General features: G+C 63.7%; 22 protein-coding genes and 1 other RNA gene. 11 read left to right on the top strand and 12 right to left on the bottom strand.

Going from position 1 to position 24,800, the window contains the following annotated elements:
• Positions 1-236: 236 nt before the first annotated feature.
• The 4 genes from H7X45_RS00780 to rpiB form a co-directional block, all read right to left on the bottom strand.
• The gene (locus H7X45_RS00780) at positions 237-875 is read right to left on the bottom strand and encodes a hypothetical protein (protein WP_187335689.1); all 639 of its coding nucleotides are present in this window, start codon (positions 873-875) and stop codon (positions 237-239) included.
• 70 nt (positions 876-945) lie between these two features.
• On the bottom strand, positions 946-1,407 hold the full coding sequence (gene nrdR / locus H7X45_RS00785) for a transcriptional regulator NrdR (protein WP_187335690.1): 462 nt from the start codon (positions 1,405-1,407) through the stop codon (positions 946-948).
• A 42-nt stretch (positions 1,408-1,449) separates the two neighbouring features.
• A complete protein-coding gene (gene glyA / locus H7X45_RS00790) occupies positions 1,450-2,757 on the bottom strand; it encodes a serine hydroxymethyltransferase (RefSeq protein ID WP_425498178.1) in 1,308 nt (435 codons plus the stop codon).
• Positions 2,754-3,206, bottom strand: coding sequence for a ribose 5-phosphate isomerase B (gene rpiB, locus H7X45_RS00795; RefSeq protein WP_187335691.1), 453 nt, complete (start codon positions 3,204-3,206; stop codon positions 2,754-2,756). The genes glyA and rpiB overlap by 4 nt, the downstream gene beginning before the upstream one ends.
• Positions 3,207-3,309: 103 nt before the next feature.
• Here rpiB and H7X45_RS00800 point away from each other — a divergent pair, with 103 nt between their 5' ends.
• Entirely contained in the window at positions 3,310-3,531 is a 222-nt protein-coding gene (locus tag H7X45_RS00800) for a hypothetical protein (protein WP_187335692.1), read from the top strand.
• A 118-nt stretch (positions 3,532-3,649) separates the two neighbouring features.
• Here the strand turns inward: H7X45_RS00800 and H7X45_RS00805 are convergent, their stop codons facing one another.
• Entirely contained in the window at positions 3,650-4,306 is a 657-nt protein-coding gene (locus H7X45_RS00805) for an alpha/beta hydrolase (RefSeq protein ID WP_187335693.1), read from the bottom strand.
• 109 nt (positions 4,307-4,415) lie between these two features.
• On the opposite strand from H7X45_RS00805, the gene H7X45_RS00810 reads away from it, so the two are divergent.
• The 8 genes from H7X45_RS00810 (at position 4,416) to H7X45_RS00845 (ending at position 12,415) form a co-directional block, all read left to right on the top strand.
• Positions 4,416-5,468, top strand: coding sequence for a cysteine desulfurase family protein (locus tag H7X45_RS00810; protein WP_187335694.1), 1,053 nt, complete (start codon positions 4,416-4,418; stop codon positions 5,466-5,468).
• Positions 5,469-5,598: 130 nt separating this feature from the next.
• Positions 5,599-6,705: a cysteine desulfurase family protein gene (locus H7X45_RS00815; RefSeq protein WP_187335695.1), complete on the top strand. Its 1,107-nt coding sequence runs from the start codon at positions 5,599-5,601 to the stop codon at positions 6,703-6,705.
• Positions 6,706-6,712: 7 nt separating this feature from the next.
• On the top strand, positions 6,713-7,048 hold the full coding sequence (locus tag H7X45_RS00820) for a 2Fe-2S iron-sulfur cluster-binding protein (protein ID WP_187335696.1): 336 nt from the start codon (positions 6,713-6,715) through the stop codon (positions 7,046-7,048).
• 145 nt (positions 7,049-7,193) lie between these two features.
• Positions 7,194-7,289: signal recognition particle sRNA small type (gene ffs, locus H7X45_RS00825), an RNA gene on the top strand.
• Between the two features lie 97 nt (positions 7,290-7,386).
• Positions 7,387-9,129, top strand: a complete 1,743-nt coding sequence (locus H7X45_RS00830; protein WP_187335697.1) for a DNA polymerase III subunit gamma/tau — start codon at positions 7,387-7,389, stop codon at positions 9,127-9,129.
• On the top strand, positions 9,126-9,461 hold the full coding sequence (locus tag H7X45_RS00835) for a YbaB/EbfC family nucleoid-associated protein (RefSeq protein ID WP_187335698.1): 336 nt from the start codon (positions 9,126-9,128) through the stop codon (positions 9,459-9,461). Before H7X45_RS00830 ends, H7X45_RS00835 begins: the two co-directional genes overlap by 4 nt.
• Before the next feature lie 81 nt (positions 9,462-9,542).
• A complete protein-coding gene (lon, locus tag H7X45_RS00840; protein WP_187335699.1) occupies positions 9,543-11,939 on the top strand; it encodes an endopeptidase La in 2,397 nt (798 codons plus the stop codon).
• 203 nt (positions 11,940-12,142) lie between these two features.
• Positions 12,143-12,415: an HU family DNA-binding protein gene (locus tag H7X45_RS00845; RefSeq protein WP_187335700.1), complete on the top strand. Its 273-nt coding sequence runs from the start codon at positions 12,143-12,145 to the stop codon at positions 12,413-12,415.
• 229 nt (positions 12,416-12,644) lie between these two features.
• Here the strand turns inward: H7X45_RS00845 and H7X45_RS00850 are convergent, their stop codons facing one another.
• The 4 genes from H7X45_RS00850 to H7X45_RS00865 form a co-directional block, all read right to left on the bottom strand.
• Entirely contained in the window at positions 12,645-14,816 is a 2,172-nt protein-coding gene (locus H7X45_RS00850) for a S46 family peptidase (protein ID WP_187335701.1), read from the bottom strand.
• A 189-nt stretch (positions 14,817-15,005) separates the two neighbouring features.
• A complete protein-coding gene (locus tag H7X45_RS00855) occupies positions 15,006-15,923 on the bottom strand; it encodes an oxidoreductase (RefSeq protein ID WP_187335702.1) in 918 nt (305 codons plus the stop codon).
• A 56-nt stretch (positions 15,924-15,979) separates the two neighbouring features.
• Positions 15,980-17,143, bottom strand: a complete 1,164-nt coding sequence (locus H7X45_RS00860) for an alpha-hydroxy-acid oxidizing protein (protein WP_187335703.1) — start codon at positions 17,141-17,143, stop codon at positions 15,980-15,982.
• A gap of 120 nt (positions 17,144-17,263) precedes the next feature.
• Positions 17,264-18,931 carry a M28 family metallopeptidase gene (locus H7X45_RS00865; protein ID WP_187335704.1) on the bottom strand — a complete coding sequence of 556 codons (1,668 nt, stop codon included), beginning with the start codon at positions 18,929-18,931 and terminating at the stop codon, positions 17,264-17,266.
• A gap of 189 nt (positions 18,932-19,120) precedes the next feature.
• On the opposite strand from H7X45_RS00865, the gene H7X45_RS00870 reads away from it, so the two are divergent.
• Both H7X45_RS00870 and H7X45_RS00875 read left to right on the top strand, forming a co-directional pair.
• Positions 19,121-19,846: an AcvB/VirJ family lysyl-phosphatidylglycerol hydrolase gene (locus H7X45_RS00870; RefSeq protein WP_187335705.1), complete on the top strand. Its 726-nt coding sequence runs from the start codon at positions 19,121-19,123 to the stop codon at positions 19,844-19,846.
• Positions 19,843-20,481 (top strand): DUF1345 domain-containing protein, encoded by a 639-nt coding sequence (locus H7X45_RS00875; RefSeq protein ID WP_187335706.1) that lies wholly within the window; start codon positions 19,843-19,845, stop codon positions 20,479-20,481. Before H7X45_RS00870 ends, H7X45_RS00875 begins: the two co-directional genes overlap by 4 nt.
• 3 nt (positions 20,482-20,484) lie before the next feature.
• Here H7X45_RS00875 and mprF read toward each other — a convergent pair whose 3' ends face one another.
• The 3 genes from mprF to H7X45_RS00890 form a co-directional block, all read right to left on the bottom strand.
• Positions 20,485-23,073, bottom strand: a complete 2,589-nt coding sequence (gene mprF / locus H7X45_RS00880) for a bifunctional lysylphosphatidylglycerol flippase/synthetase MprF (protein WP_187335707.1) — start codon at positions 23,071-23,073, stop codon at positions 20,485-20,487.
• A 90-nt stretch (positions 23,074-23,163) separates the two neighbouring features.
• Positions 23,164-23,943 (bottom strand): transglutaminase-like domain-containing protein, encoded by a 780-nt coding sequence (locus tag H7X45_RS00885; RefSeq protein ID WP_187335708.1) that lies wholly within the window; start codon positions 23,941-23,943, stop codon positions 23,164-23,166.
• A 46-nt stretch (positions 23,944-23,989) separates the two neighbouring features.
• On the bottom strand, positions 23,990-24,715 hold the full coding sequence (locus H7X45_RS00890) for an alpha/beta fold hydrolase (RefSeq protein ID WP_187335709.1): 726 nt from the start codon (positions 24,713-24,715) through the stop codon (positions 23,990-23,992).
• Between the last annotated feature and the right edge of the window lie 85 nt (positions 24,716-24,800).

The following is a 24,800-nucleotide window of genomic DNA, read 5'->3' on the forward strand; positions in this document are numbered from 1 at the left end:
AAATTGCGGAAATGTAGCAGTTCGCAAAAGGGCCAGTTCAGCCGTAGCTGAACCAGGCAATGAGCAGAGCCAAGGCCGAAGGTGGAGCGCTCAGCGTCAGAAAGCGGGTGGTCATCCGGCCTATCGTCATCGCGCCCATCCTGTCCTAGCGAAATGCAGGGTTCGGATGGCAAACCGATGATGGGGCGAAGCGGTTCCGCGCGTTTGTCGAACCGTGGTCGATCGTGACGGGCGCGCTACAGTCCGTCGGAGGGGCGGGCGCTTTCGCGATTCGGCGCAGCGGATGCGGCGTTGCTAGACGGCGAATTCTTGCGCGCTGCGATATCCATGATGCGCCGCTCGGTCTCGGCAACGGGGTCCGGCTGCGTTCTCACCGGTTCAGGCTCCGAAGGCGTCTCAGCATAGCGAGGCCGCTCGGTACGGATATAGCCGGGCAGCAGGTTTTTTGGGCCGTCGGCATTCTCGCCAGTTGTCGCAGGCTTGGGTTTCGGTTTCGCTTTCGCCCGTGCGGGTGGATCGATGAAGGCGTAATCATCCAGATCCCCACCCGCGGACTCGCCGTAATAATCGTCGATCGATTCAAACCGGATGCGATGATCCGGCCGGGCGGCTTCATAGGGTTCGATCTTGCGCGCGCCGCTCACCGTAGGGTTGGCGATACGCTTTTCGCCGGGCTGATAAGGGGCATAGCGCGTGTCGACCGCATAATCTTCCTGCCGATAGACATCACGGCCCAGGGCATAGCGTTCGGTCGCCGTCCGATCGTCTCGGTAGCTGCGCGAGGCGAATGGACCTCCCAGAAGCTCGGCACCGAGCAGCCCTGCCAACATGGCGAAGACCAGAAGGCCGCTGATAATGGCGATACGCTTGGCCATGACGCCCTAAGTCTATCCGTTATAGCTTAACGGATAAAGACCTGCGCGACCGAAGGGTTTCCAGCGCCGATCAAGCCTTGACGATATCCTTCACAGTGCCGGCAAATTCCTCGAAATCGCGCGCTTCGGTGAAATCCTTGTAGACCGAGGCGAAGCGAATATAGGCCACACTGTCGAGCTGGCGCAGCCCATCCATCACCATCTGGCCGATCTTCTGCGAGGCGACTTCGCTATCCCCGCTGGTTTCCAGCTGGCGCTGAATTCCGGAGACGAGCTGATCGATCCGCTCCTGCGCCACGCTGCGTTTGCGGCAGGCGAGGGCGATCGATTTTTCCAGCTTGGACCGGTCGAAGCTTTCGCGCCGCCCTTCGCTCTTTACGATGGTGACTTCGCGCAGGTGAATGCGTTCGAACGTGGTGAAGCGCGCGCCGCAGCTCTCGCACTGCCGCCGCCGCCGGATCGCCGCCCCATCCTCGCTGGGGCGGCTGTCCTTCACCTGGCTGTTGTCATGGGCGCAGAACGGGCAGCGCATATTCCGAAAGCTTTCTTCTCAGCCCGAACGGTGTTTGGGAAGTTACTGTTCGCCGTAGATCGGGAAGCGATCGCACAGCGCCTCGACGCGGCGCTTCACGTCTGCTTCCACCGCGGGATCGCCTTCCTCGCCCTTGGCTTTCAGGCCATCGAGCACATCCGCGACCATATCGCCGATCTCCTGGAACTCCGCTTTTCCGAACCCGCGGGTCGTGCCGGCGGGCGAGCCCACGCGGATGCCGCTGGTCTTGGTCGGCGGCAGCGGATCGAAGGGGATGCCGTTCTTGTTGCAGGTGATGGAGGCGCGCTCCAGCGCCTCGTCCGCATCCTTGCCGGTCACGCCGAGCGGGCGCAGGTCGATGAGCGCGAGATGCGTGTCGGTACCCCCCGAGACGATGTCGGCTCCGCGATCCTTCAGGCGCTGGGCGAGGGCCTGCGCATTCTCGATTACCGCGGCGGAATAGCTACGGAATTCGGGCTGCAGCGCCTCGCCGAACGCCACCGCCTTGGCTGCGATCACATGCATCAGCGGGCCGCCCTGCAGGCCGGGGAACACCGCGCTGTTGAACTTCTTGCCCAGCGCCTCGTCGTTCGAAAGGATCATGCCGCCACGCGGACCGCGCAGCGTCTTATGCGTGGTGGTGGTGACCACATGCGCGTGCGGCAGCGGGGAGGGGTGCAGGCCGGTGGCGACCAGCCCGGCGAAATGCGCCATGTCCACCTGGAAATAGGCGCCCACTTCGTCCGCGATCGCGCGGAAGCGCTTGAAATCGATATGGCGCGGATAGGCCGACCCGCCCGCAATGATGAGCTTCGGCTTATGCTCCTTCGCCAGCCGCTCGACCTCATCATAATCGATCAGGTGATCGTCCTCGCGCACGCCATATTGCACGGCGTTGAACCATTTGCCAGACATGGCAGGCGCGGCGCCATGGGTAAGGTGCCCGCCGGCATCCAGGCTCATGCCAAGGATGGTATCGCCCGGCTGCACGAGAGCGAGCAGCACTGCGCCGTTGGCCTGCGCGCCTGAATGGGGCTGCACGTTCACATAGGCGCAGTCGAACAGCATCTTTGCGCGGTCCATCGCCAGCTTTTCAACCGAATCGGACGGCGCACAGCCCTGATAATAGCGCTTGCCGGGATAGCCTTCGGCATATTTGTTGGTGAAGACGGACCCTTGCGCTTCCAGCACCGCCTCGCTGACGATGTTTTCGGAGGCGATCAGTTCGATCTGCTTCTTCTGACGGCGGAGTTCTGCGGAAACCGCCTCGGCCACCGCATGATCGGCGCGCACGAGCGGGGTCGAGAAAAAGCCGGTGCGACGGACGTCGCGTTCGATCACAGTGCTCATGATGCGGTCTCCTGATGCGGGGGATTGGTCAGCTTGTCGACACGGCGCTGGTGCCGATCGCCAAGGAAATCGGTGGATAGGAAGGCGGTGAGGCAAGCCTTGGCTTGCTCGATGCCGATCAGGCGCGCGCCCATGGCAATGACGTTCGCATCATTGTGCGAACGCGACAGTTCGGCTGACAGCGGTTCGGAGACGAGCGCGCTGCGGCAGCCGGGGTTGCGGTTGACAGCGATCGAGATGCCGATACCCGATCCGCACAGCGCCACGCCGCGCTCCGCTGCTCCGGACGCCACCGCCTCGGCCAGCTTGTAGCCATAGTCAGGATAATCGACGCTGCTTGTGTCCATCGGCCCCAGATCGTCCACCTCATGCCCGGCCTCGCGCATCATATCGGCGAGCGCGGCCTTCATCTCGATGGCGGCATGGTCGGACGCGATGGCGATACGCATGGGCGGCTCCTGCTGTGGGGACTCGCCCGCTCCTCTAGCGATGGGGGCGGCCCGCGCCAACCCGGATGTGGCGTGCAGGGATCAAGCGCGCTAGAGCCGAGCCATGGGAAATATCGTCTTATCGCTTCTGATGATCGCCGGAATTGCGCTGCTGGCCGGTGCCTGGATGCTGCACAAGCGCGGCGGCGAGCGGCGGCGCATCATCCTGATGGTGATCGCCGCGCTCGTGATGTTCGGCAATGTCGCGATCTGGGCGATCCCCACCGGCAGCGGAGAATCGCTGGCGGGCGAGGCGGATACCCTGGATCGCAGTCCACAGCCCTGAGCATGTCTCCGTAGCCCTGAACTCGTCGAAGGGCGCCTATCCTGCAAATTCTGAGCTCAATCGAAAAACGTCCTCCGACAGGCTCAGGACTTACGGCATTAGTCGAAGTGTCAGACCCTCACTTGATCGGTGAGTTCGGATCCAGCCGCATGTCGAGATAATTGTCGACCGACGCCATCAGCGCTTCCTGTTCGCCATCGTAAAGGAAGTTGGCGCGCGGAATTTCGTCATGATGGATCGTGATGTGCTTTTGCGTGCGTAGCTTGTCGACCAGCTTCTGCACGCCGCTGGGGGTCACGATATCGTCTTCCTTGCCCTGAATGATGATGCCCGAGCTGGGGCAGGGGGCCAGGAAGCTGAAATCATACATATTGGCGGGCGGGCTGATCGAGATGAAACCGCGGATTTCCGGGCGGCGCATCAAGAGTTGCATGCCGATCCACGCGCCGAAGCTGTGGCCCGCGATCCAGGTGGTCTGCGCTTCTTCATGGAAGCTCTGCACCCAGTCCAGCGCGGCGGCGGCATCGGACAGTTCGCCGATGCCATTGTCGAATTCACCCTGGCTGCGCCCGACGCCGCGGAAGTTGAAGCGAAGGGTGAGGAACCCGCGCTGCTTGAACGTCTTGAACAGGTTCTGGGTGATACGCTCGTTCATCGTCCTGCCCGCTTTGGGGTGAGAATGAAGGATCATGGCGACAGGCGCGCGCGGGCGCGGGGCGGGGGAAAGACGACCCTCGAGCCGACCTTCAGGTCCGGGAATAATAACTTCGGGCATGGGAGAAACAGTCCGCTAACATGAGGGCGGCACGTCCGGACGGACGGCGCGGCAATTGACTGGCTATATAGAAAAAGCCACGCGAACTGCAATAATGATGGACATCGAGATGACCGAAGCGCCGCTTTATCTGGATCATGCCGCGACCACGCCGGTGCTGCCGGCGGTGCGCGCGGCGATGGCGGAGGCGATGGAGCAGTGGGCAAATCCCAGCTCGCCCCATGCGCCGGGCCGCGCTGCCGGGCGCATGCTGGAAGATGCGCGCGCGCGCATCGCCGCCGCACTCGGCTGGGACGGCGAAGTGATTCTGACCAGCGGGGCCAGCGAAGCGATCGGTATCGCGCTTGGCCGCGCGGCCCTGCCGGTCCACGCCATCGGCGCGACCGAACATGACGCGGTGCTGCGCGCCGCCGCCCAGGCGGACCTGCTGCCGGTGGGCGCGGACGGAATCGTCGATTTCGATCATTTAAGCGAATATCTGGCGCATCGGCCCAATGGCATCATCGCGTTGCAGCAGGCGAACAACGAAACCGGCGTCATCCAGCCGCTGGACGATGTGGCGCAGATCGCGCGCCTCAACGAGTGCAGGCTGTTTGCGGACTGCTCGCAGAGCGCGGGCAAGCTGCCGCTGCCGGACGCGGACCTGATCGCGGTGTCTGCCCACAAATTGGGCGGACCGCCGGGCATCGGCGCGCTGCTTTTGCGCGATCTCTCTCTGCTCACGCCCAGCGGCGGGCAGGAAAAGGGCTATCGCGGCGGGACTCAGAATCTGCCCGCTGCGGTGGGGTTCGCGGTAGCGCTGGAGCAGGATTTCGGTTGGTTGGAAGAGGCGGTCCGCCTCCGCGCGATGCTCGATAGCGAGATCGCAGGAGCGGGCGGCGAAGTGGTTGCGGCGGACAGCGCCCGGCTGCCGACCATCGCGAGCTATCGCATGCCCGGCAAATCGAGCCAGGCGCAGCTGGTACGCTTCGACATGGCGGGCATCGCGGTTTCGGCCGGCAGCGCCTGCTCTTCGGGAACGATCAAGCCAAGCCATGTGCTTACGGCGATGGGCTGGGATGCGCAGGCCGCGGGCGAGGTGGTGCGCGTCAGCTTCGGCCCTCAGACGAGCGAGGCTGATGTCCAGCGCTTCGTGAGAGCGTGGAGAACGATTGCGGCGTGATGCAGAAACCTTGCCCCAAGACCGTAAGTCCTAAGCTTGTCGAAGGACGTTTCTCGCAGGCAGCGCGGGGCGAATTCGAGAGGCGCCCTTCGACAGGCTCAGGGCTACGGGCTGTGTCTGGGGCCCGATTATGACCGATCCGATCTACCTCGATTATCAGGCGACGACGCCGATGGCGCCGGAAGCCGCTGAGGCCATGCGTCGCTGGATCGATGCCGGTTTCTACAATCCGCACAGCGCGCATCGCGGCGGATGGCAGGCAGCGGCGGCGGTGGAGGTCGCGCGCGGCCAGGTCGCGGCGCTGATGCCGGACGGCGGGCGCATGGTCTTCACCAGCGGGGCGACCGAGGCGATCAACATGGCACTGATCGGCGCGATGCGCGCCGCGCCGCCCGGACGCCGCAAGCTGGTGACCATCGCGACGGAACATGCCGCGGTGCGCGACACCGCTTACTGGCTGGAGCGGGAAGGCCATGAATTGGCTCTGTTGCCGGTCGATGAGGAAGGGATTGTTGACCGCGACGCCGCCTATGACGCGATCGACGAAAAGACAGCGATCGTCGCCGTGATGGCGGTGAATAATGAGATCGGCGTGACCCAGCCACTCGATGAACTGGCGGCCCTGGCGCATGATGCGGGCGCGCTGTTCTGTTGCGATGCGGTGCAGGGATATGGGCGTGTGCCGTTGCCCGACGGCGCGGACATGATCGCGGTCAGCGCGCACAAGGTGCATGGGCCGAAGGGTATCGGCGCACTGTGGCTGCGCGAGGGAGTGGAGATTCCGCCGCTTCTGCACGGCGGCGGTCAGGAGCAGGGGCTGCGCTCCGGCACGCTGTCACCGGCTTTGTGCGCGGGCTTCGGCGCGGCGGCAAAGCTGATGCGCGAACGGGCGGAAGAGGACGCGGCGCATGTCCAAGCGCTCTGGGAAACCGCGCGAGAAGCCTTCTCGGGGTGGGCGATCAACGGGTCGGCGACGCGACGCTATCACGGCAATCTAAATATCCGCGTGGACGGACTGGATGTCGCGCGGCTGATGTCGGACGTGCGCGGCGTGCTCTTTTCCGCCGGATCGGCCTGCGCCAGTGGTTCGGGCCGTCCGAGCCATGTGCTGGCGGCTTTGGGTCTTGCCGATGCGCAGATCAAAAGCTCCATCCGCCTCGGTTTCGGTCGGTATAGCACTCGGGAAGAACTGAAAGCCGCAGCGGACTTGATCAACCGCGCCGCCGAGGCGCAATAGGGGCCCCATGGTGAAAGTGACTTTTCTTTCGAGCGACGGCGAAACCCAGAATGACGTTGAGGGCGCTCCCGGCGACAATCTGCTGCGATTGGGGCAAGCGAATGGCCAGCCGCTGGAAGGTACCTGCGAGGGGCAGATGGCCTGTTCGACCTGCCACGTCATCGTCGACGCGGACTGGTTCGATCGCCTGCCGCCCGCCAGCGAAGAAGAAGAGGACATGCTCGATCTTGCAGCGGGAGCCCGCCGCACCAGCCGCCTCAGTTGCCAGATCGATCTGACCGAGGAGCTGGACGGCCTCATCGTCCGCATCCCCGCCGAAAGCCGCAACATGCAGGGCGTCTGACGGAGCTTCTGATGCCGCCACGCGGCAGGCCGCGCAGCCGGTGGAGTGCCGGACGTCGACGAGCTTAACATTCTAAGAGTCGTCCCGAAATAACTGGGGTTATCGCGAACCTTGATATCATGGCTATGTTTCGCCATATGCTCGCACGGGAGTCGGGCGGACGTGGCATTCGCCAACCCGGTCAGGTCCTGACGGAAGCAGCCGTAACGATATTCGCTGCGGGTCGTCCGGCTCCTACTTTCCGCATTTTTCTGATCGATGGCTGCGCCATTCTGCTGCGAGCGCAATAGCGCACTCGCCATTCGACAGCGCTGGCGCACCTCCCTACATTGGCCCCGATGCCTGATTCCGAAGACTTCGAACTGACACCGCGCGAACCCGAGATGCCGGAGGATGCGCTCGGCCTCGGTCTGGCCGAGCCGGCAAAGCCCGCACCCGCGGCGCCCGCGCCGGTGGAGGCGGACCCCGCTTACCGTGTGCTTGCGCGCAAATATCGCCCGCAGAGCTTCGATGCGCTCATCGGTCAGGACGCGATGGTCCAGACGTTGGCGAACGCGATCAAGCGCGACCGGCTGGCCCACGCCTTTTTGATGACCGGCGTGCGCGGGGTGGGCAAGACCTCCACCGCGCGGTTGATCGCCAAGGCGCTGAATTGCATCGGCCCTGACGGGGAGGGCGGCCCGACGATCCACCCCTGCGGGGTCTGCGAGCCGTGCCGCGCCATCGCCGAGGGGCGCCATATCGACGTGATCGAGATGGACGCCGCCAGCCATACCGGCGTCGACGACGTGCGCGAGATCATCGAGGCGGTGCGCTACGCCGCGGTCTCCGCGCGCTACAAGATCTACATCATCGACGAAGTTCACATGCTGTCCAAGAACGCGTTCAACGCGCTTCTGAAGACGCTTGAGGAGCCGCCTGCGCATGTGAAATTCCTGTTCGCGACCACCGAGGTGCAGAAGGTGCCGGTGACGGTGCTGTCGCGCTGCCAGCGCTTCGATCTGAAGCGCATTCCGGCAGATCTTCTGGCGCGTCATTTTGCGCAAATCGCGACCATGGAAGGCGCGCAGGCCGAGCCGGAGGCGATCACGCTGGTCGCCCACGCCGCCGAAGGATCGGTTCGCGACGGCCTCTCCATTCTCGATCAGGCCATCGCCCATGCCGACATGGAAGGCGACGGTACGGTGACCGCGGCACAGGTGCGCGATATGCTGGGCCTCAGCGATCGCGGCGCAATTCGGCGGCTGCTCGGGCTGCTGCTGGGCGGTGACGTTCCCGCCATGCTCGCTGCCGTGAAGGAACAGCACAGCCTGGGCGTCGAGCCGCTGGCGATCCTGTCCGGACTGCTTTCGGAGATTCACAGCGTCACGCTGACCAAGGCGGGCGGCGCGCCCGATCCGGCTCTGTCCGATGAGGCGCGCGCGGCGCTGTCCGGTTGGGCGGAAAAACTCTCTTTTCCCGTGCTGCACAGGCTGTGGCAGCTTTTGCTGAAAGGGCATGACGAGGTGCGCGGCGCGGCCATGCCGATGCAGGCCTGCGAGATGGCGCTCCTGCGCATCATGCACGCCGCGACGCTGCCCGATCCGGGCGAACTGGCGCGGATGATCGCGCAGGGCGGCGCGGATCAGCCCACCGCTGTCAGTGCATCCGCACCCGAAGGGCCGCCGGCAGATGCTCCGGCTGCGGCGGCGTCCGTCATTCCGAGCGATTTTGCCTCGCTGATCGACCTCGTCGAGACCGAGCGTCCGCTGGTTGCTGCGATCATGAGCGACGCGATGCGTCTCGTCCGCTACGCGCCCCCGGAACTGATCTATCAGGCCGCGGGCCGCCTGCCCTCGGGCTTCGAGAACGACGTTCGCGATGTGCTCTACAAATTGACCGGTGAACGCTGGACGGTTGAAGAAGGGGAGGGCGAGGCCCAACTCACCGCGCGCGAGGTCGAAGAGAAACGGGCCGAGGAGGAGCGTGCAGCCCTGCTGGCGTCCCCCTTGGTCAAAGCCGCGCTGGAAGCCTTTCCGGACGCGAGAATTTTGGAAGACGGAGCGGACAGTGATCCGCAGCAACGGAGCGCAAGCGCATGAAAGACATGGAATCGATGATCAAGGCCGCTCAGGAGGCGGCGCAGAACATCCAGAAACAGATGGAAGAATCGCAGGGCAAGCTCGAGAACATCGAGGTTGAGGGCGTTGCCGGCGGCGGTCTCGTCAAGGTCCGCGCCACCGCCAAGGGATCGATCCGCGGTGTTTCCATCGACGACAGCCTGATGCAGCCGGGCGAAAAGCAGATGCTCGAAGATCTGGTCGCCGCTGCCATCAACGACGCGCGCGACAAGGCGGATGCCGCTGCGCAAAAGGAAATGGGCGACATGACCGCGGGTCTGCCGCTTCCCCCGGGCTTCAAGCTGCCGTTCTGACGCGCGGTTGAAGGGCAGGGCGCTGCCCACCATATATCAGGGGTAACGCCGCGTGGGAGTTCGCGGCGTGTTGGAGTATTTATGAGCCAGTCTTTGCCGCTGTTGCCGCTGCGCGACATCGTTGTTTTTCCCGGCATGATCGTGCCGTTGTTCGTCGGCCGCGACAAATCCGTCGTCGCGCTGGAAAAGGCGATGGAGAAGGACAAGGAAATCGTCCTCATCGCCCAGCTGGATCCTTCGGAGAACGATCCGGGCAGAGAAGATTTGTATGAAATGGGCGTCACGGCCACCATCATGCAGCTTCTGAAGCTGCCCGACGGTACGGTGCGTGTGCTTGTCGAGGGCAAGCAGCGCGTGACGCTTGAGTCGATGGAAGAGCGCGACGGATATTGCGCGGTCGAGATCGGCTTTCCCGAAGAGCCTGCCGTGGAAGGCAAGGAAATCGATGCGCTGATGCGCTCGGTGCTCGACCAGTTCGAAAATTATTCCAAGCTCAACCGCAAGCTTCCGGCGGAAACCGCGGTGCAGCTGAGCGAGATCGAGGATGCTTCGGCGCTGGCCGATGCGATTGCGGCAAATATCAACATCAAGGTTGCCGACAAGCAGTCTCTGCTGGTCGAGGCTGACCCGGCCAAGCGGCTGGAGATGGCGTTTGCCTTCATGGAGGGCGAGCTTGGCGTGCTCCAGGTCGAAAAGAAGATCCGTGGCCGCGTGAAGCGCCAGATGGAGAAGACGCAGCGCGAATATTATCTGAACGAGCAGCTGAAGGCGATCCAGCGGGAGCTGGGGTCTGAAGACGGCGAAGATGGCGATGAAATCGCCGAGCTGACCTCGAAGATCGAGAAGCTGAAGCTTTCCAAGGAAGCCAAGGCGAAGGCGCAGTCCGAGCTTAAAAAGCTGAAGGGCATGCAGCCGATGAGCGCCGAGGCCACGGTCGTGCGCAACTATCTCGACACGCTGCTCGGCCTGCCTTGGGGCAAGAAATCGCGTCTTAAGAAGGACATCGCGCAGGCGCAGGAGGTGCTCGATGACGATCACTATGCGCTGGAAAAGGTGAAGGACCGGATCGTCGAATATCTCGCGGTTCAGGCGCGCACCAACAAGCTGAAGGGGCCGATCCTGTGTCTCGTCGGTCCTCCGGGCGTCGGCAAGACTTCGCTGGGGCGCTCCATCGCCAAGGCTTGCGGACGCGAATTCGTGCGCCAGTCCCTGGGCGGCGTACGCGACGAGGCCGAAATCCGCGGTCATCGGCGCACCTATATCGGCAGCCTGCCCGGCAAGGTGGTCTCCAACCTCAAAAAGGCGGGCACGATGAACCCGCTGTTCCTGCTGGATGAGATCGACAAGCTGGGCCAGGATTTCCGCGGCGATCCCGCTTCGGCGCTGCTCGAAGTGCTCGATCCCGAACAGAACGGAAAGTTCAACGATCACTATCTGGAGATCGACGTCGATCTTTCGGATGTGATGTTCGTGACCACCGCGAACAGTATGAACCTGCCGCAGCCGCTGCTCGACCGGATGGAGATCATCCGCCTCGAAGGCTATACCGAGGATGAAAAGGTCGAGATCGCCAAGCGGCACCTGATCGACAAGCAGCGCGAGGCGCATGGCCTGACCGAGGCCGAGTTCACGCTGACCGAAGAGGCGTTGCGCGACCTTATCCGCTATTACACCCGCGAAGCCGGCGTGCGTACGCTGGAGCGGGAGATTGCCAGACTGCAACGCAAGGCGCTGCGCGGAATTCTCGAGAAGAAATATGAGAGCATCACGGTAACGCCGGACAATCTCTCCGACTTCGCGGGTGTGCGGAAATATCGCCATGGCATCGGTGAGAAGGAAAATCAGATCGGTGCGGTGACCGGTTTGGCCTGGACCGAAGTGGGCGGCCAATTGCTTTCGATCGAGGCGATCACCGCGGCCGGCAAGGGTCAGATCAAATCGACGGGCAAGCTTGGCGATGTGATGAACGAATCCATCGCAGCCGCGCTCAGCTTCGTGAAGGCGCGCGCGCCGAGCTATGGTATCAAGCCCAGCATTTTCGCGCGCAAGGACGTGCATATCCATCTGCCCGAAGGTGCGGTGCCGAAGGACGGCCCGTCGGCCGGTGTCGGCATGGTGACCGCGATGATTTCCACGCTGACCGGCATTCCGGTGCGACGCGAGGTTGCGATGACTGGCGAGGTGACGCTGCGCGGCCGGGTGCTGCCGATCGGCGGGCTGAAGGAGAAGCTTCTCGCTGCGCTTCGCGGCGGCATCACCAAGGTGCTGATCCCTGAGGAGAATGAGAAAGACCTCGCCGACATCCCCGACAACATCAAGGAAGGGCTGGAAATCGTGCCCGTCTCTCATGTCGACGAGGTGCTGGCGCATGCTTTGACCGAGAAGCTTGAGCCGATCGACTGGACGGAGGCGGACGAGCTTGCCGCACTGTCGCCTTCTATCGTTCAAGGCGAGCAGGGGTTGCCGCTGACCCATTAGTGGCCGGTCGGTATTCCAGCTTACTTATGTTGTATGAGGTGCCTTGGTGCCGCGACTTTTGTTGCGGCACTGCACCAAAAAGCCCGGAAAAGCGGGATTTTCCTTTGACACTCCCGCGTCGCTGCTCCTAACTCCAGCCCACGGCCAAGCCGAGATTCCCGTTGGTAGGAATCAGAGAGTAGTTAGAAGAGGGGCTTCAGATAATGAACAAGCAGGATCTTGTGAACCAGGTGGCAGACAGCAGCGGTCTTAGCAAATCCGATGCGAGCAAGGCGGTTGAATCGGTGTTCGACACCATCACCTCCACGCTGAAGAGCGGCGGCGACGTCCGCCTCGTCGGGTTCGGCACCTTCTCGGTTTCGCAGCGCAAGGCCTCGACCGGCCGCAATCCGCGTACGGGCGAGCCGATGACAATTCCGGCGTCGACGCAGCCTAAGTTCAAGGCTGGCAAGGCGCTGAAAGACGCGGTCAACTGAACTAAGGCGAGGGCTTTCACGCCCTGGCGATATTAAGGATCAGCCTGGATTTGCGGGCTGGTGAGAGAGGGTGGCCATTTGGCCGCCCTTTTTTGTCTTCGTTCGATGAGATGACGCCGAGCGTCGTCGTTTCCCGAGGTGGCAAAATGAAAATGGCGACGATCGCAAAAGAGCAATCGCCGCCAACGCTTATCTTACCTACAGGCCCGGCATTTAGCCGGGATCGGCCTTAGTTCACGACATCCATTTCCTCGACCAGGTTCGTGGCACCGTCGACCAAGGACATCACCCAGAGCATGTAGCGGGAATCGACATGGATCGTTCGCGTGGTGCGGGGATCGAAATCCCAGTCCGAGTTGACGCTTTCGAACGTGCCATCGAACAGCAGGCCGACTAGTTCGCCGCGCGCGTTCATCGTGGCAGAGCCCGAATTGCCGCCCGTGGAATCGAGATCCGAGAGGAAGTTCACGGGCACCGAATCGATGCTTTCCAGCTCATAGGGGCCGTAATTCTCGGCGCGGATCAGCTCCAACTCGCGCTCGGGCGCGTTGAACGGTTCTTCGCCGGTGTTCTTCGCTACAATGCCTTCCAGCGTCGTGAACGGCGTATAGACCAACCCGTCCTTGGGCGAGCCGCCCAGCACCGTACCATAGGTAACGCGCAGGGTGCTGTTGGCATCGGGATAGGTGATCTTGCCGTTCTCACGCTGCCAGGCGATGATCGCGTCCATATAAGCGGGGCGCAGCGCGAGGCCGCGGCCCGCGCGGTCCTTGGACTCCGCTTCCTGCTCGCGGTCATGCGGGTAAAGCGCGACGGCAAGCTGCAGGAATGGATCCTTGCTCGCCTCGATCTGCGCAACGCTGGCATCCATCAGCGCCAGACGCTGCTCGGTCTCGTCCAGCGTGCTGTTGGCGTAATAGGCGTCCAGCTTCCGGCTCAGTTGCGCGTCGGTCATGTTCGGGGTGAGGCCCAGGGCCTTGTCGAACGCCGCGACGTGCTGCGCCTGCGGCTGCTGGATATAGTCCTTGAGGAACATCATCCATTCGGCCTTGTCGACCGCCGGGTCATAGCGCCTATCAAGCGCCTGCAGACCTTGCTTGAAGAAGGTCATGTCGCGTTCCTGATAGCCGGATTCACGCTCCGCGTTCGGTTTCTCCTTTTCCTTGGCAAGCCGGTAAAGCCGCTCCGCCGTGCCAAGAAGCTGGGAATTGGTCGCAAAATTGTACCAGAAGTCCTGACGCGCGGCGGCTGCAGATTCGGCCGTCAACGCATCGAGCGCTGTAAGGTCAGCGGCATAATGCGCACGCGACGGATCAGCAGCGATCCAGGCGTTCAGCGCGTCCTCCCGCTCACGGCGGCGCTGGACGAGGCCTACGCTGCGCGCACCGGCAATCTGGCCGCGCAGGTTCTTCTCGTAATTGTTGAGACCGGCGAGCCGCGCTTCGTATTTCACGCGGGCGTCCGAACCGTCTGGCGCCGCGCTCTCGATCGTGTCGATCCAGTTGTTCAGCAGCGTGACATAGGTCGGATACTGCCAGTCGAAGGTGTTCTCTACCTCGGCGAGGCGCGCATAGCGGCTGGTTGAGCCCGGATAGCCCGCGGCCATCACGAAATCGCCTTCCTTGAGGCCGCCGGCGCTCACCTTCAGATGATGCTCGGGCTTATAGGGCACATTCGTTTCGGCATAGTCGGCGGCCGAACCGTCGGGCGCGACATAGGCACGGTAAAAACCGAAATCGCCGGTGTGGCGCGGCCACTGCCAGTTATCGACATCGCCGCCATATTTGCCGATCGAATCGCCCGGCGCGTAGACGAGGCGCACGTCGCGAATTTCGAGGCGCTTGATGAGCTTGTACTGGTCGCCGCCGTAAAAGCTGGCGACCTGGCAGCGGTAGCCGGGTGTCTGCTCGCATTCGGCGACCAGATCCTTCATGCGCTGGTCAACCAGCGCATAGCGCTCTCCGCCAGAAAGATTTTCCGTGCCCTTGGTCACAGGCTCAGTAACGTCCGTCAACTCGGTGGTGACATAGATGCGGCTGCCGGGCGCGGCGGGCACTTCCGCATCCATCGTTTTGGCGAGGAAGCCGTCTTCCAGATAGTTCTGCTCCGCAGTGGAGTTATACTGCACCGATCCGCGCACACAGTGGTGATTGGAGACCACAAGACCTTGCGGAGAAACGAAGCTGGCCGAGCAACCGCCCAGCGATACGATCGCGCCCATCGGGAAGCCGGTGAGGTCGGCGAGTTCGTCCGCGTCCAGCTTGAGGCCGGTTTCCTTCAGATCATCTGCGATTTCGGGCAGCTGATCGGGCGTGAACATGCCCTCCTTGGCGGCGGCTGGCATGGCCGCGAGGCTGCTGCCGAGCAACAACGCTGCGGCGAACATCTTGGTTGGTTTCATAAGAGCTCCCTCTCCCTATCGGGTGGCGAATGAATTGGATCGCCAAGGGGATAGCTGGAACGCCGCAGGGCGCAAGGCCGCAACGGCGCGGAGCGCCGCGGTCGCATCATCCAATCATTTCGTAGCGCCCGTCCGGCACCCGCATTGCGCAAGAATGATATATTATTTCATGTCTCGCGCGGCCCCTCGCTACGCCGCGGCGAGTCCCGGATCCACCCCGGTCATTTCAATCGAGACATCCCAGAGCTGCCGAGCCGTTTGATTGTCGCGGGCCCGCTTGGTCGGTTTCGCCTTGCCGGCCTTGCCGCGCATCTCGAGCGGGCCGGTGGGGCCATAATAGTCGCCTCCGCTCACATGGCGCTCAGTTGCCGCCATCAGCGTGGGCCAGGCACCCTGTTCGGCGCTGTTGAAGACGCCGCCGACGACCGTGCCGAAAGCTTTCTGAAGAAAATTGGGCATGTGGCGCGTCAGTTCGGTATCGGCGACACCCGGATGAGCGGCAACCGAGATGGTGCGCCGCCCCGCTGCCGCCAGCCGCCGGTCGAGCTCCAGCGCGAACATCAGATCGGCAAGCTTGGACTGGCCGTAGCGTTTCCAGGAATCGTACCGCCGCTCCGCGTTCAGATCGTCGAAATTGATCCGCCCGCGCCGGTGGGCGATGCTGGAGGTGGTAACGACGCGGCCGCCATGGCGTTGTTCGAGCTTGTCCAGCAGCAGACCGGTCAGCGCGAACGGCGCGAGGTAATTCACCCCGAATTGCGATTCAAAGCCGTCCTCCGTCCGCGAAAGCGGCGTGTTCATGATGCCGGCATTGTTGATCAGAAGATCGAGCCGCGGTTCTTCTTTCACCTTGTCCGCTGCCGCACGCACGCTGGCGAGGCTGGCCTGATCGAGCGGGACGTAGACCAGATCGGCCATGGGATAGGCCGCCTTGATCTTTCGCATCGCCTGGCGCGCGCGCTCCTCTGACCGGCAGCCCATCAGCACGCGGGCATGTTTGGTGGCCAGCACGCGTGCGACGTGGAAGCCGATGCCGGAGTTGGCACCCGTCACGAATGCGGTCTTCCCGCTCTGGTCGGGCACTTGGGTTTCTGTAAATCCGCTCATGCGTTTGGCTCCGGGTCTGTTCCTTGCCCGGACAGCGCGCAGCGGCGGATAAGGTTTCAGCCGGTCCGCTGCGCTCCGGCAGCGCGCACGGCCTCGATCGTGGGATAACCGTTCACCGCCATCAGCAGATCTGCCTCGGCCAGGATGCAGCGCAGGACATGTTCCGCGCCCTCTGCACCGCCCAGCGCCAGCCCGTAATAATAGGGACGCCCGACGCCCACGGCCGTCGCGCCCAGCGCCAGCGCCTTCACCACATCGGTGCCCGATCGGATGCCGCTGTCAAACAGCACGGGCGTATCGCCGCTCGCCGCGACCACGTCGGGCAGCATGTCGATTGCCGCGATGCCGCCATTGGCCTGCCGCCCGCCATGGTTGGAGCAGTAGATGCCGTCCGCGCCCTCGTCGATCGCGCGGCGCGCGTCGTCGCCATGGCCAATGCCCTTGAGTACGATCGGCAGCTTGGTGAGCGAGCGCAGCCACTTCATATCGTCCCAGGTCAGCACCTTGCCGAAGGTGGCGGCCCAAGTGGTGATCGCGGTGCGCGGATCTTCCTCCGGCGGCTTGGCGAGGCGCGAGCGAAAGACCGGATCGGTGAAGTAATTTTGCAGGACGTGGCCACGCAGCTGCGGGAAGTTGGACGCGTTCAAATCGCGCGGGCGCCATCCGGTCACCCAGGTATCGAGCGTCACCTGGATCGCGCTATATCCTGCCTTCTCGGCGCGGCTGACGAGGCTGGCGGCCAGCTCCTCATCCTTGGGCGTGTAGAGCTGGAAGAAGGACGGCGTGTCGCCGCAGGCCTTGGCGATGTCTTCCAGCGGATCGTTGGCGAGGGTAGAGCTGCTGAACGGCACGCCGGTTGCCGCGGACGCGCGTGCGGCGGCAAGATCACCATGCTCATCCTGCGTGGCGATGCCGTTGACGCCGATCGGTGCCATGAACAGAGGGGAGGGGAGCGTCTTGCCGAACAGCTCGATCGACAGATCGCGCTGGCGGCAATCCACCATCATGCGCGGCACCATGCCCCAATGGTCGAACGCGCTGCGATTGCGTTCCTGCGTCAGCTCGTCCCCGCAGCCGCCCTGCACATAGTTCAGGACATGCGGGGGCATGGCCTGTTCGGCGCGGGCTTTCAACGTGGCGTAATCGACCGGATATTTCGGCACCACGCCGCCAAGCCCGGCAAAATAAATTGCGTTTTGCAGGTCACCATAATGGGGCATCCGGGCTCTCCTCTCTTCATGGCGTCACTGCGAGGCGCCGAAGGCGACGAAGCAATCCACAGCGGGTACAGCGCTACCGGACACTGGATTGCTTCGCTTCGCTCGCAATGACGTTGTTTCCTACTTTCTCGCGTCGGCACTGGCCTCGCGAATCTTCTTGAACTCCGATCCGTCCTTCCAGCCGGGCCAGCGGTCCGACTGGGCAAGATCTTCGCCGATCGCGTACATCACTTCGATATCCTGCACCGCACCGGCGAGGTTCCAAGCGTCCGACACCGCGTCGCAGGCCTGATGGTAGCAGCGACCGGTATAGTCATCGACCCAGGCTTGCCCCGCTTCCTTGCCGCCCTCCACCAGATCGCTCGCGCCCGAAATGCCCATGATGAGCAGCACCGGCACGCCGCGCTTGGCGAGCGAGAAATGGTCCGCGCGGTAGAACAGGCCGCGTTCGGGGAGGCTTTCGGGCGTCACCGTGCGCCCCTGTTCGGCCGCGAATTTCGCCAGATCGTCCTCCAGCGTGCCCTGACCCTTGCCGACCAGGATGACGTCCTTCGCCTTGCCCGCCGTCTGCAGGATATCGAGCGTCAGGTTCGCGACCGTCTTTTCGATCGGATAGATCGGATCATTGGCGTAGGTTTCGGATCCGAGAAGGCCGCGCTCCTCCGCGCTCCAGGCGGCGAACACTACGCTGCGCTCGGGCGGGGTGTCCGCCTTCATCAGCCGCGCGATTTCCATCATCCCGGCAATGCCCAGCGCATCATCATTGGCGCCCGCGCGGTAGATGCGGCCCTGTTCGTCGGGCGCGCCCTTGCCGTAAGCATCCCAGTGCGCGCCGTACATGATGACCTCATCGGGCCGCTGCGTGCCCGGAATCTTGGCCAGCACATTCTGGCTCTGCACGGTTTCCTGTTTGACCGGAAAGCGCGCCGTCAGCGTGGCATCCATCGGCACCGGCTTGAACGCGGCGGTGCGCGCCTGTTTGCGCAACTTGGCAAGATCGAGCCCGGCTTCGGAAAAAAGCTTCTGCGCCGCCTCGCCGGAAATCCAGCCCTGAAGCGCCAGGCTGGTCACATCATCGGGCTTGCGCACGATGTCGTAATTCTCGCCGCCGGGACTCTCGACGACGTTCCAGCCATAGCCCGCCGCCTCGGTCTCGTGCACGATCAGCGCGCCGACCGCGCCGCGCCGGGCCGCCTCCTCGAACTTGTAGGTCCAGCGACCATAATAGGTCATCGTGCGGCCCTTGAACTTGCCGGCCACCGGCTCGCCGGCCTGTGCGGCGAAGTCGGGATCGTTGACGAGGAAGACGGCCACCTTGCCCTTCAGATCCTGCCCTTTGAAATCATCCCACTGCCGCTCGGGCGCATCGACGCCGTAGCCGACGAACACCATCGGCGCGCCGTCGATTGCGGCCATATCCTTCGGCTGAAGCGTGGAGACGTAGATGTCTTTCGGAAAGGTCCAATCGGTCGTCTTGCCCTTCACGTCCACCGACAGAGCTTCCGGCGTGCCGAGCTGCGTGTGAAGCAGCGGCACCGGCTGGGTCCAGCTCCCGTCCACGCCGCCCGGCTCCAGACCCAGCGCCTGAAAGCGGCCGATCAGATAGCCGATCGTCTTGTCCTCGCCCGGCGTACCCGGCGCGCGGCCTTCGAACTGATCGGACGCGAGCGTGCCTGCAATCTCGGTCAGGTTCGCCGCGCTGACTTCGTTCGGATCGGCAGTCTGCGCCAGCGCCGGGGCGGTGGCGGCGCTTGCCAGAAGGGCGATGGTGCAGGCGATGGCTCTCATAAGGGCGCTCCGATGAGGGATAGCAGAAGGGGCCACCTTAAGGCGCGGCGCGGGCGTTTGGCCACCGTCAATCGGCAGCTTTTGCCGGGGAGCAACGCGACGGACCGTGCGTTTGCGGAAATAACCTACAGAAGGCCACCGATCGATGCCTCTCTCTTCTCTCCCTGCGCTCATCCGGCACGGTGTGCCATGCTGAAGAAAATCGCTATCGGCTTTGCCGCTTTGATCGGCCTGCTGCTGATCGGCGGCGGTGCTTACGTCACCTATCTAGGCTATTTCTCGGATGATCCTTTCACGGTGATGCGCCCTCCCGAAGGGGCTCAGAAACCGGATTATGCGATCGCTTTCATGTCGGGCGACATGGGCTTCAACGCCGGAATGGGGCCGCAAATTGCCAGACGCTTCGTCAATGACGGCGTGCCGGTGCTGGGCTTCAATTCGCTCAGTTGGTTCCGCCATCGCCGCACGCCGGAAGAAGTGAATGCGATGGTGCAGTATATCACCAGGCGCACGATGCGCGATTTCGGTGTGGAGAAAGTCGTCCTGATCGGGCAGTCTTTCGGGGCCGATGCGCTGCATCTGGGCCTTCCCGCCATGCCGCGAGCGCTGCGCAAGCATGTCGCGTTCGTCGGGTTGGTGGTGCCCACGGACACGGTGTTCCTGAAGGCATCGCCAGCGGAAATCTTCAACTGGTCTCCGCCCGATCTGCCCGCCGCGCCCAGCGCGCGGGAACTGACCTGGGTGCCCGGGGTCTGCATCCATGGCGAGACCGAGGATCATTCGCTCTGCAGCGTCATGACGCAGCCCAACATCGCGCATGTCTCTCTACCAGGCGGGCATTATCTCGATAAGGATTCCAAAGCCGTTTACCGCGCGCTGAGCAATGCGATCGCGCAGCGGGCGCGGGGACTGTGAGCGGAGGTCCGCGCGGCCTTGGCGGCCATGGCGCGTTCAAATTGTTTCTCATCGGTTGGGCCCTGTTCGGCGCGGGCGCAGGACTGCTGCTCGATCCGGTGGAGGCGGGCCTCGTGTCCTTCTGTGCTGCCACGCTGCTTTTTTACGGATATCTCATGAGGCAGGTGCGCGGCTCCGCTGTCGAGGACATTCGCCGCCGCGCCGAACAGAATGATGCCGGGGCACTTCTGTTTTTGGTGATTATGGCGCTCGTCATGCTGGTCGTGCTCGGCGCGATCACGGCGGAAATTACCGGCTCCAAGGGCGGGCTCGCCCGCACCCTGATCGGCGCGATCGCGCTGGTCGATGCCTGGATCTTCGCGAACATGGCGATGACGCTGCATTATGCGAACCTCTATTACGGATCGCAGAACGGAGAGGACCGCGGCGGGCTGGAATTTCCGCATGAGAAGCAGCCGGGCTATTGGGAATTTGCTTATTACGCGTTCACCATCGGCATGACGTTTCAAACCAGCGACGTCGATACCACCACCGGCGCGATGCGGCGTCTGACGCTGTTCCACGCGCTGGGCGCATTTCTGTTCAACGTCGGTGCGATTGCGCTCACCGTGAACATTCTGGCAGGCAGCGGATAGCGTTCAGGCCTTGCCGGAAACGAGCAGCGTCGTGTCGATCAGCGCCTGAGCCATCCCGATCCCGCGCGGTGCGGCCATGTAGCGCGATCGCCAGACCGGCCGGAATTTCTCCTTATAGGCGCGCAGACCTTCATAGCCGTAGAGCACCTCGCCATGCCGATAGAGCAGTCCGGCCGCGCGCGCCCAGAGGGGGGCGAGGCGGCGATTCTCGATGCCGGACAATGGCGCCATACCCAGGTTGAACCAGCAATACCCTTGCGCCTGTCCCCAAAGGAACATTTCGGTGAACAGATAGTCCATCGTGCCGCTGCGCGCCTCCGGCGCATGGCGCATAAGATCGATCGACAGCTCCTCGCGCCCCGGCAGCGTCCAGAGATTGGCGAAGGCGGTAATTTGGCCTTGCGGATCGCGAACGATCGCGACGGGCCCGCCCAGAATATAGTCCCGGTCCATCCGGCCCAGGCTGAAGCGCTTCTCCTTCTGCTTCTTGTCGGCGAGCCAGGCGTCCGAAACCGCAGTCAGCGCGTCATATTCCGCCTCCAGCCGCTCGCCCTCCAGCACCTCGAAGCGCAGACCCTCGCGCTCCATCCGGCCGTGCGTGTTGCGCAGGCTCTTGCGCGCGCCGCCCTGCAAGGTGAACGCGCCCAGATCGATGCGCGCTTCCTCGCCCAGTTTCATGAGGCCCAGCCCCAAATCGATGGCGTGCGGCAGTGCCTCGGCGGATAGTTGATAGAAGACGGCGCGGCCCTGTTCGCGGTCCGCGGTTTCGCGCAGACGCCACATCAGCGAGCTCCAGCGTTCCGCCGGGCCGACGGGATCGCCCATCGCGATCCAGCTGCGTCCTTGCACCTGATACATCAGGAAGGCGGTGCCATCGTCGCTGATGAGGAAGCGTTTGTCTCCGGTTCGGGCGAGATGCGCTTCCGCATTGCCGGTCACCGCAAGCGCCCCGGTCCAGACGTCCTCCGGCAATTGATCGACCGACTGTCGAATATGATGCGGTGCGGCAAGCCGCCAGATCGCGATGCCTACCGCCACCAATGCGGCGAGGACCAGCGCGCGTACGAAACGCGGCACATCTCCGCCGCGGCCCAGTTCCCACCAGTAATCCCCATTATAGGCTGCATTTTTATAGGCGAACATGCCGAGCCATGCGCTGAGCAGGACCACCACGATCACGGCCGCCAGCCAGCGGCGCGACAGTGGTTCGGCCGAAAAGGCGGTGCGGCGGTAAAAGGCCGGGCCTGTCCAGCGCAGGAGGCCGAACACGATCAGCAGCGTTGCAGCTTCCTCATAATCGATGCCGCGCATCAGCGCGAAGAGCGCACCGGCAAGCAGCAACAGGCTGGCCGCGTGCCGCGCCGCATCGAGCCGCCGGTACAGACCATAGCCGACGAAAAGGAGCAGCGTACCGATCAGGCTGGCAACCAGGTGCGAAAAGTTCACCACCAGCATCGGCAGCACTTCGCGCACCGTGCGCAGACGATCAGGCAGGGTGGGCAGCGATCCGCTCAGCAGAAGGATGGCCCCGGCGGCAAAAACCAGCGATCCCATTGCGAACGGCGCGATCGAGGTGGCGACAAAGCGCGATCCGCGCGCCACCTGCCCCAGATGGCGGTGGAGCCGTGCGCCCTCGCTCGCCGCGAGAGTGCCGAGCGCGAGCAGGAACGGCAGGACATAATAGATCAGGCGATAGGCGATAAGGCCGGACAGCAGGCCGGATTTGTCGATCTGCGGCAGCGCGACCAGGATCACCGTTTCGAACACGCCCAGGCCGCCGGGCGCGTGGGTCAGCACCGCGACGATCAGCGCGATGACATAGGCCGTCAGAAGCGTCGGATAGCTCTCCCAGCCAAGGCCCGGCACCAGCACGAACAGCACCGCCGCAGAACAGCCGATGTCGATGGCGGCGGTAGCGAGCTGGGCCATGCCGATGCCGGGGCTGGGCAACGGCAAGGATAGCGGACCGAGTTTTACCTGGCGCAGGCCCCGGAACGACAGGATTACGGCGATGGCGAGCCCGCCAAGGATCGCGGCGGCAATGGCGATTTGCGTCCAGTCCGGCACATTGAAACCGCCCAGCGAAAGCGCACCGGGCCGGACCAGCAGGACCATCGCGAAAACGGAAAAAATGCCCGTCCAGAAGGTGAGCGCGGCAATCGCGATTACGCGGGCTACGTCTTCGGGCGATATGCCGGCCGCACCGTAAATGCGCATGCGGACAGATCCGCCGGTCAGCAGCGAAAGGCCGAGCATATTGCCCACGGCATAGCTCATCGCGCCGCCCTTCGCCGCGAGGGGATAGGGCTGCGGACGGCCGATCGTACGCAGTGCCAGAAAATCGTAGAGCGTCAGGCAGGTGAAGCTGCCCGCGGTGAACAGCAAGGCCAGGAGGATGTGGACAGGCGGAATGGATCGCAGCTGCCGCCGCAAGTCGGAGACGTGGATTTCCTTCGAAAGCGCGTGCACCGCCAGGAGGCCGAGTGAGGTCACGACAATCATGACCAGCAGGCTGAGCGGCGTCTTGTATCGCGTCAGGAACGCCCGGGCGCGGTTTATCGCGCTGTCGGCGGTGTCGGTCACCTCGTCCATGCGAACACCCTACCGCCTTTGCCCAGTTCCGATTCCCCGCCGCTCTTAGCGCGACGAGGGCAACAGGCGAAGCCTGTCCGCGTCAGGAAGTCAGGCGGGCTCGACCTCGACGGTCTGCGCGTTCATGTGCGCCTGGCCGTAGGCGGTAAGGAAGGAGACGTCGGCGGCGTCCCGGCCCACGCCGATCTTGGCCATGCCGCCTTCCTCGGCCATGCGCGTGGCATCGACAAGGTGCCAGCTGCCGCCGAGGAAAACCTCCGCCACCGCATGAAAATCCTGCGGCTCGACACCGAGCGCGTAGACCGCGGCGACGCGTGCGGGGATCGCCGCGGCGCGCGCCAGGGTGACCATTACATGCGCATAATCGCGGCACACACCCTCACGCTTCACGAAGCTTTCCAGCGCGGTGGTATCCGGCCCGCTGGAACCGGGAACATAGGAAAAGCGGTCCGCAATCCAGTCCAGCATCGCCGCCACCTTGGCGCCGCCCTGCAGGTCGCCGAACTCGGCCTCGACGAAGCTTTGAAACTGGTCTGACGGGCAGAAGCGGGAGGGCCAGAGATATTCGATCGTCTCGCCCGGCAACTGGTGCGGCGGGACGGCGGGCAGGGTGGATACATCCGCTAGAACCCGGTCGATCCGCACGACGGCGTTGTAATCGATCACGACATTGCCCGACGTGCGCAGCCAGAGCCGCTCGCCAATGTCATTATGGGCTGGAACGCGGGCGAAATGCTCCAGCTTGGGCGGCAGCGCGATATGCGCCTGCTCGACAAACTGTTCCGGGATCATCGCCGCCTCCAGTTGCAGCAGAAGATCGGTGGGAGCTTCGAAATTGTAATCGAGCTGTGAATGGATGCGAATTCTCATGGAGGCTTGAACGGTCGCCGGGCCGCTTTGGCTCCTTATTGTCAGATCAGACCTTCGCCATCGTCTCCAGCGCGTCGGCAAGCGCTTCCGGAGCGGAATAGAAGGGCGAATGGTCGCTCTCCAGCGTCACCACGGGATCGCACGGTAAAGCGGCCTGCATCGCGCGCTGCAGGTCGAGCGGCACGGCATGGTCGTCGCTGCATTCGATATAGCCGCGCGGTACGCTGCCGTAGCGCTCCTGGCTGAGCGCGGCGGGCGTGGCGAAGCTCGACTGCGGTTCGGGCACGAGCCGGTCGACCGAGGCGGCGGCATCCTGCGCGCCGCAGGCATTGTAGAACAACGGTACGGCCAGTCCGCGCTTCACGGTTACGAAGCCTTCCATGGCGGCGGGTTCCAGCACGTCCGGTGTCACCCCGCGATCGATCGTGCCGGCGGTCCGGCCGATGGACGCGCCGTCCGGCAACAGGAAGGCGGCAAGATAGACCAGCCGGGCGATCTTGTCCGGCGCGCGCTCCGCTACCTCGCTGATGATGAGGCCGGAGCGGCTGTGGCCGACCAGGATTACGGGCTCGTCCTGCCTCTCGATCAACTCGGCGATGTCATCTGCCCATGCGGCGATCGTCATCGCATCGGCCATTTGCGGCTGCCCGCGCGCCATGCCGGCGAGATCCGGGGTCAGTACGGTGTGACCGCGTGCCTCGAGCAGTGGGGCCAGCGTCTCCCAGCACCAGGCGGAATGCCATGCCCCAGCGAGAAGGACGAAGCGCGCCATGTCAGCGTCCCCCCGGCGACTGGCAGGTGCGGATAGGGCGGGCTGGGGTGAAACTGTCCATAGCTACGCGGCCTAGACCAAGCGG

The organism is Novosphingopyxis iocasae (assembly GCF_014334095.1).
GTDB lineage: Bacteria > Pseudomonadota > Alphaproteobacteria > Sphingomonadales > Sphingomonadaceae > Novosphingopyxis > Novosphingopyxis iocasae.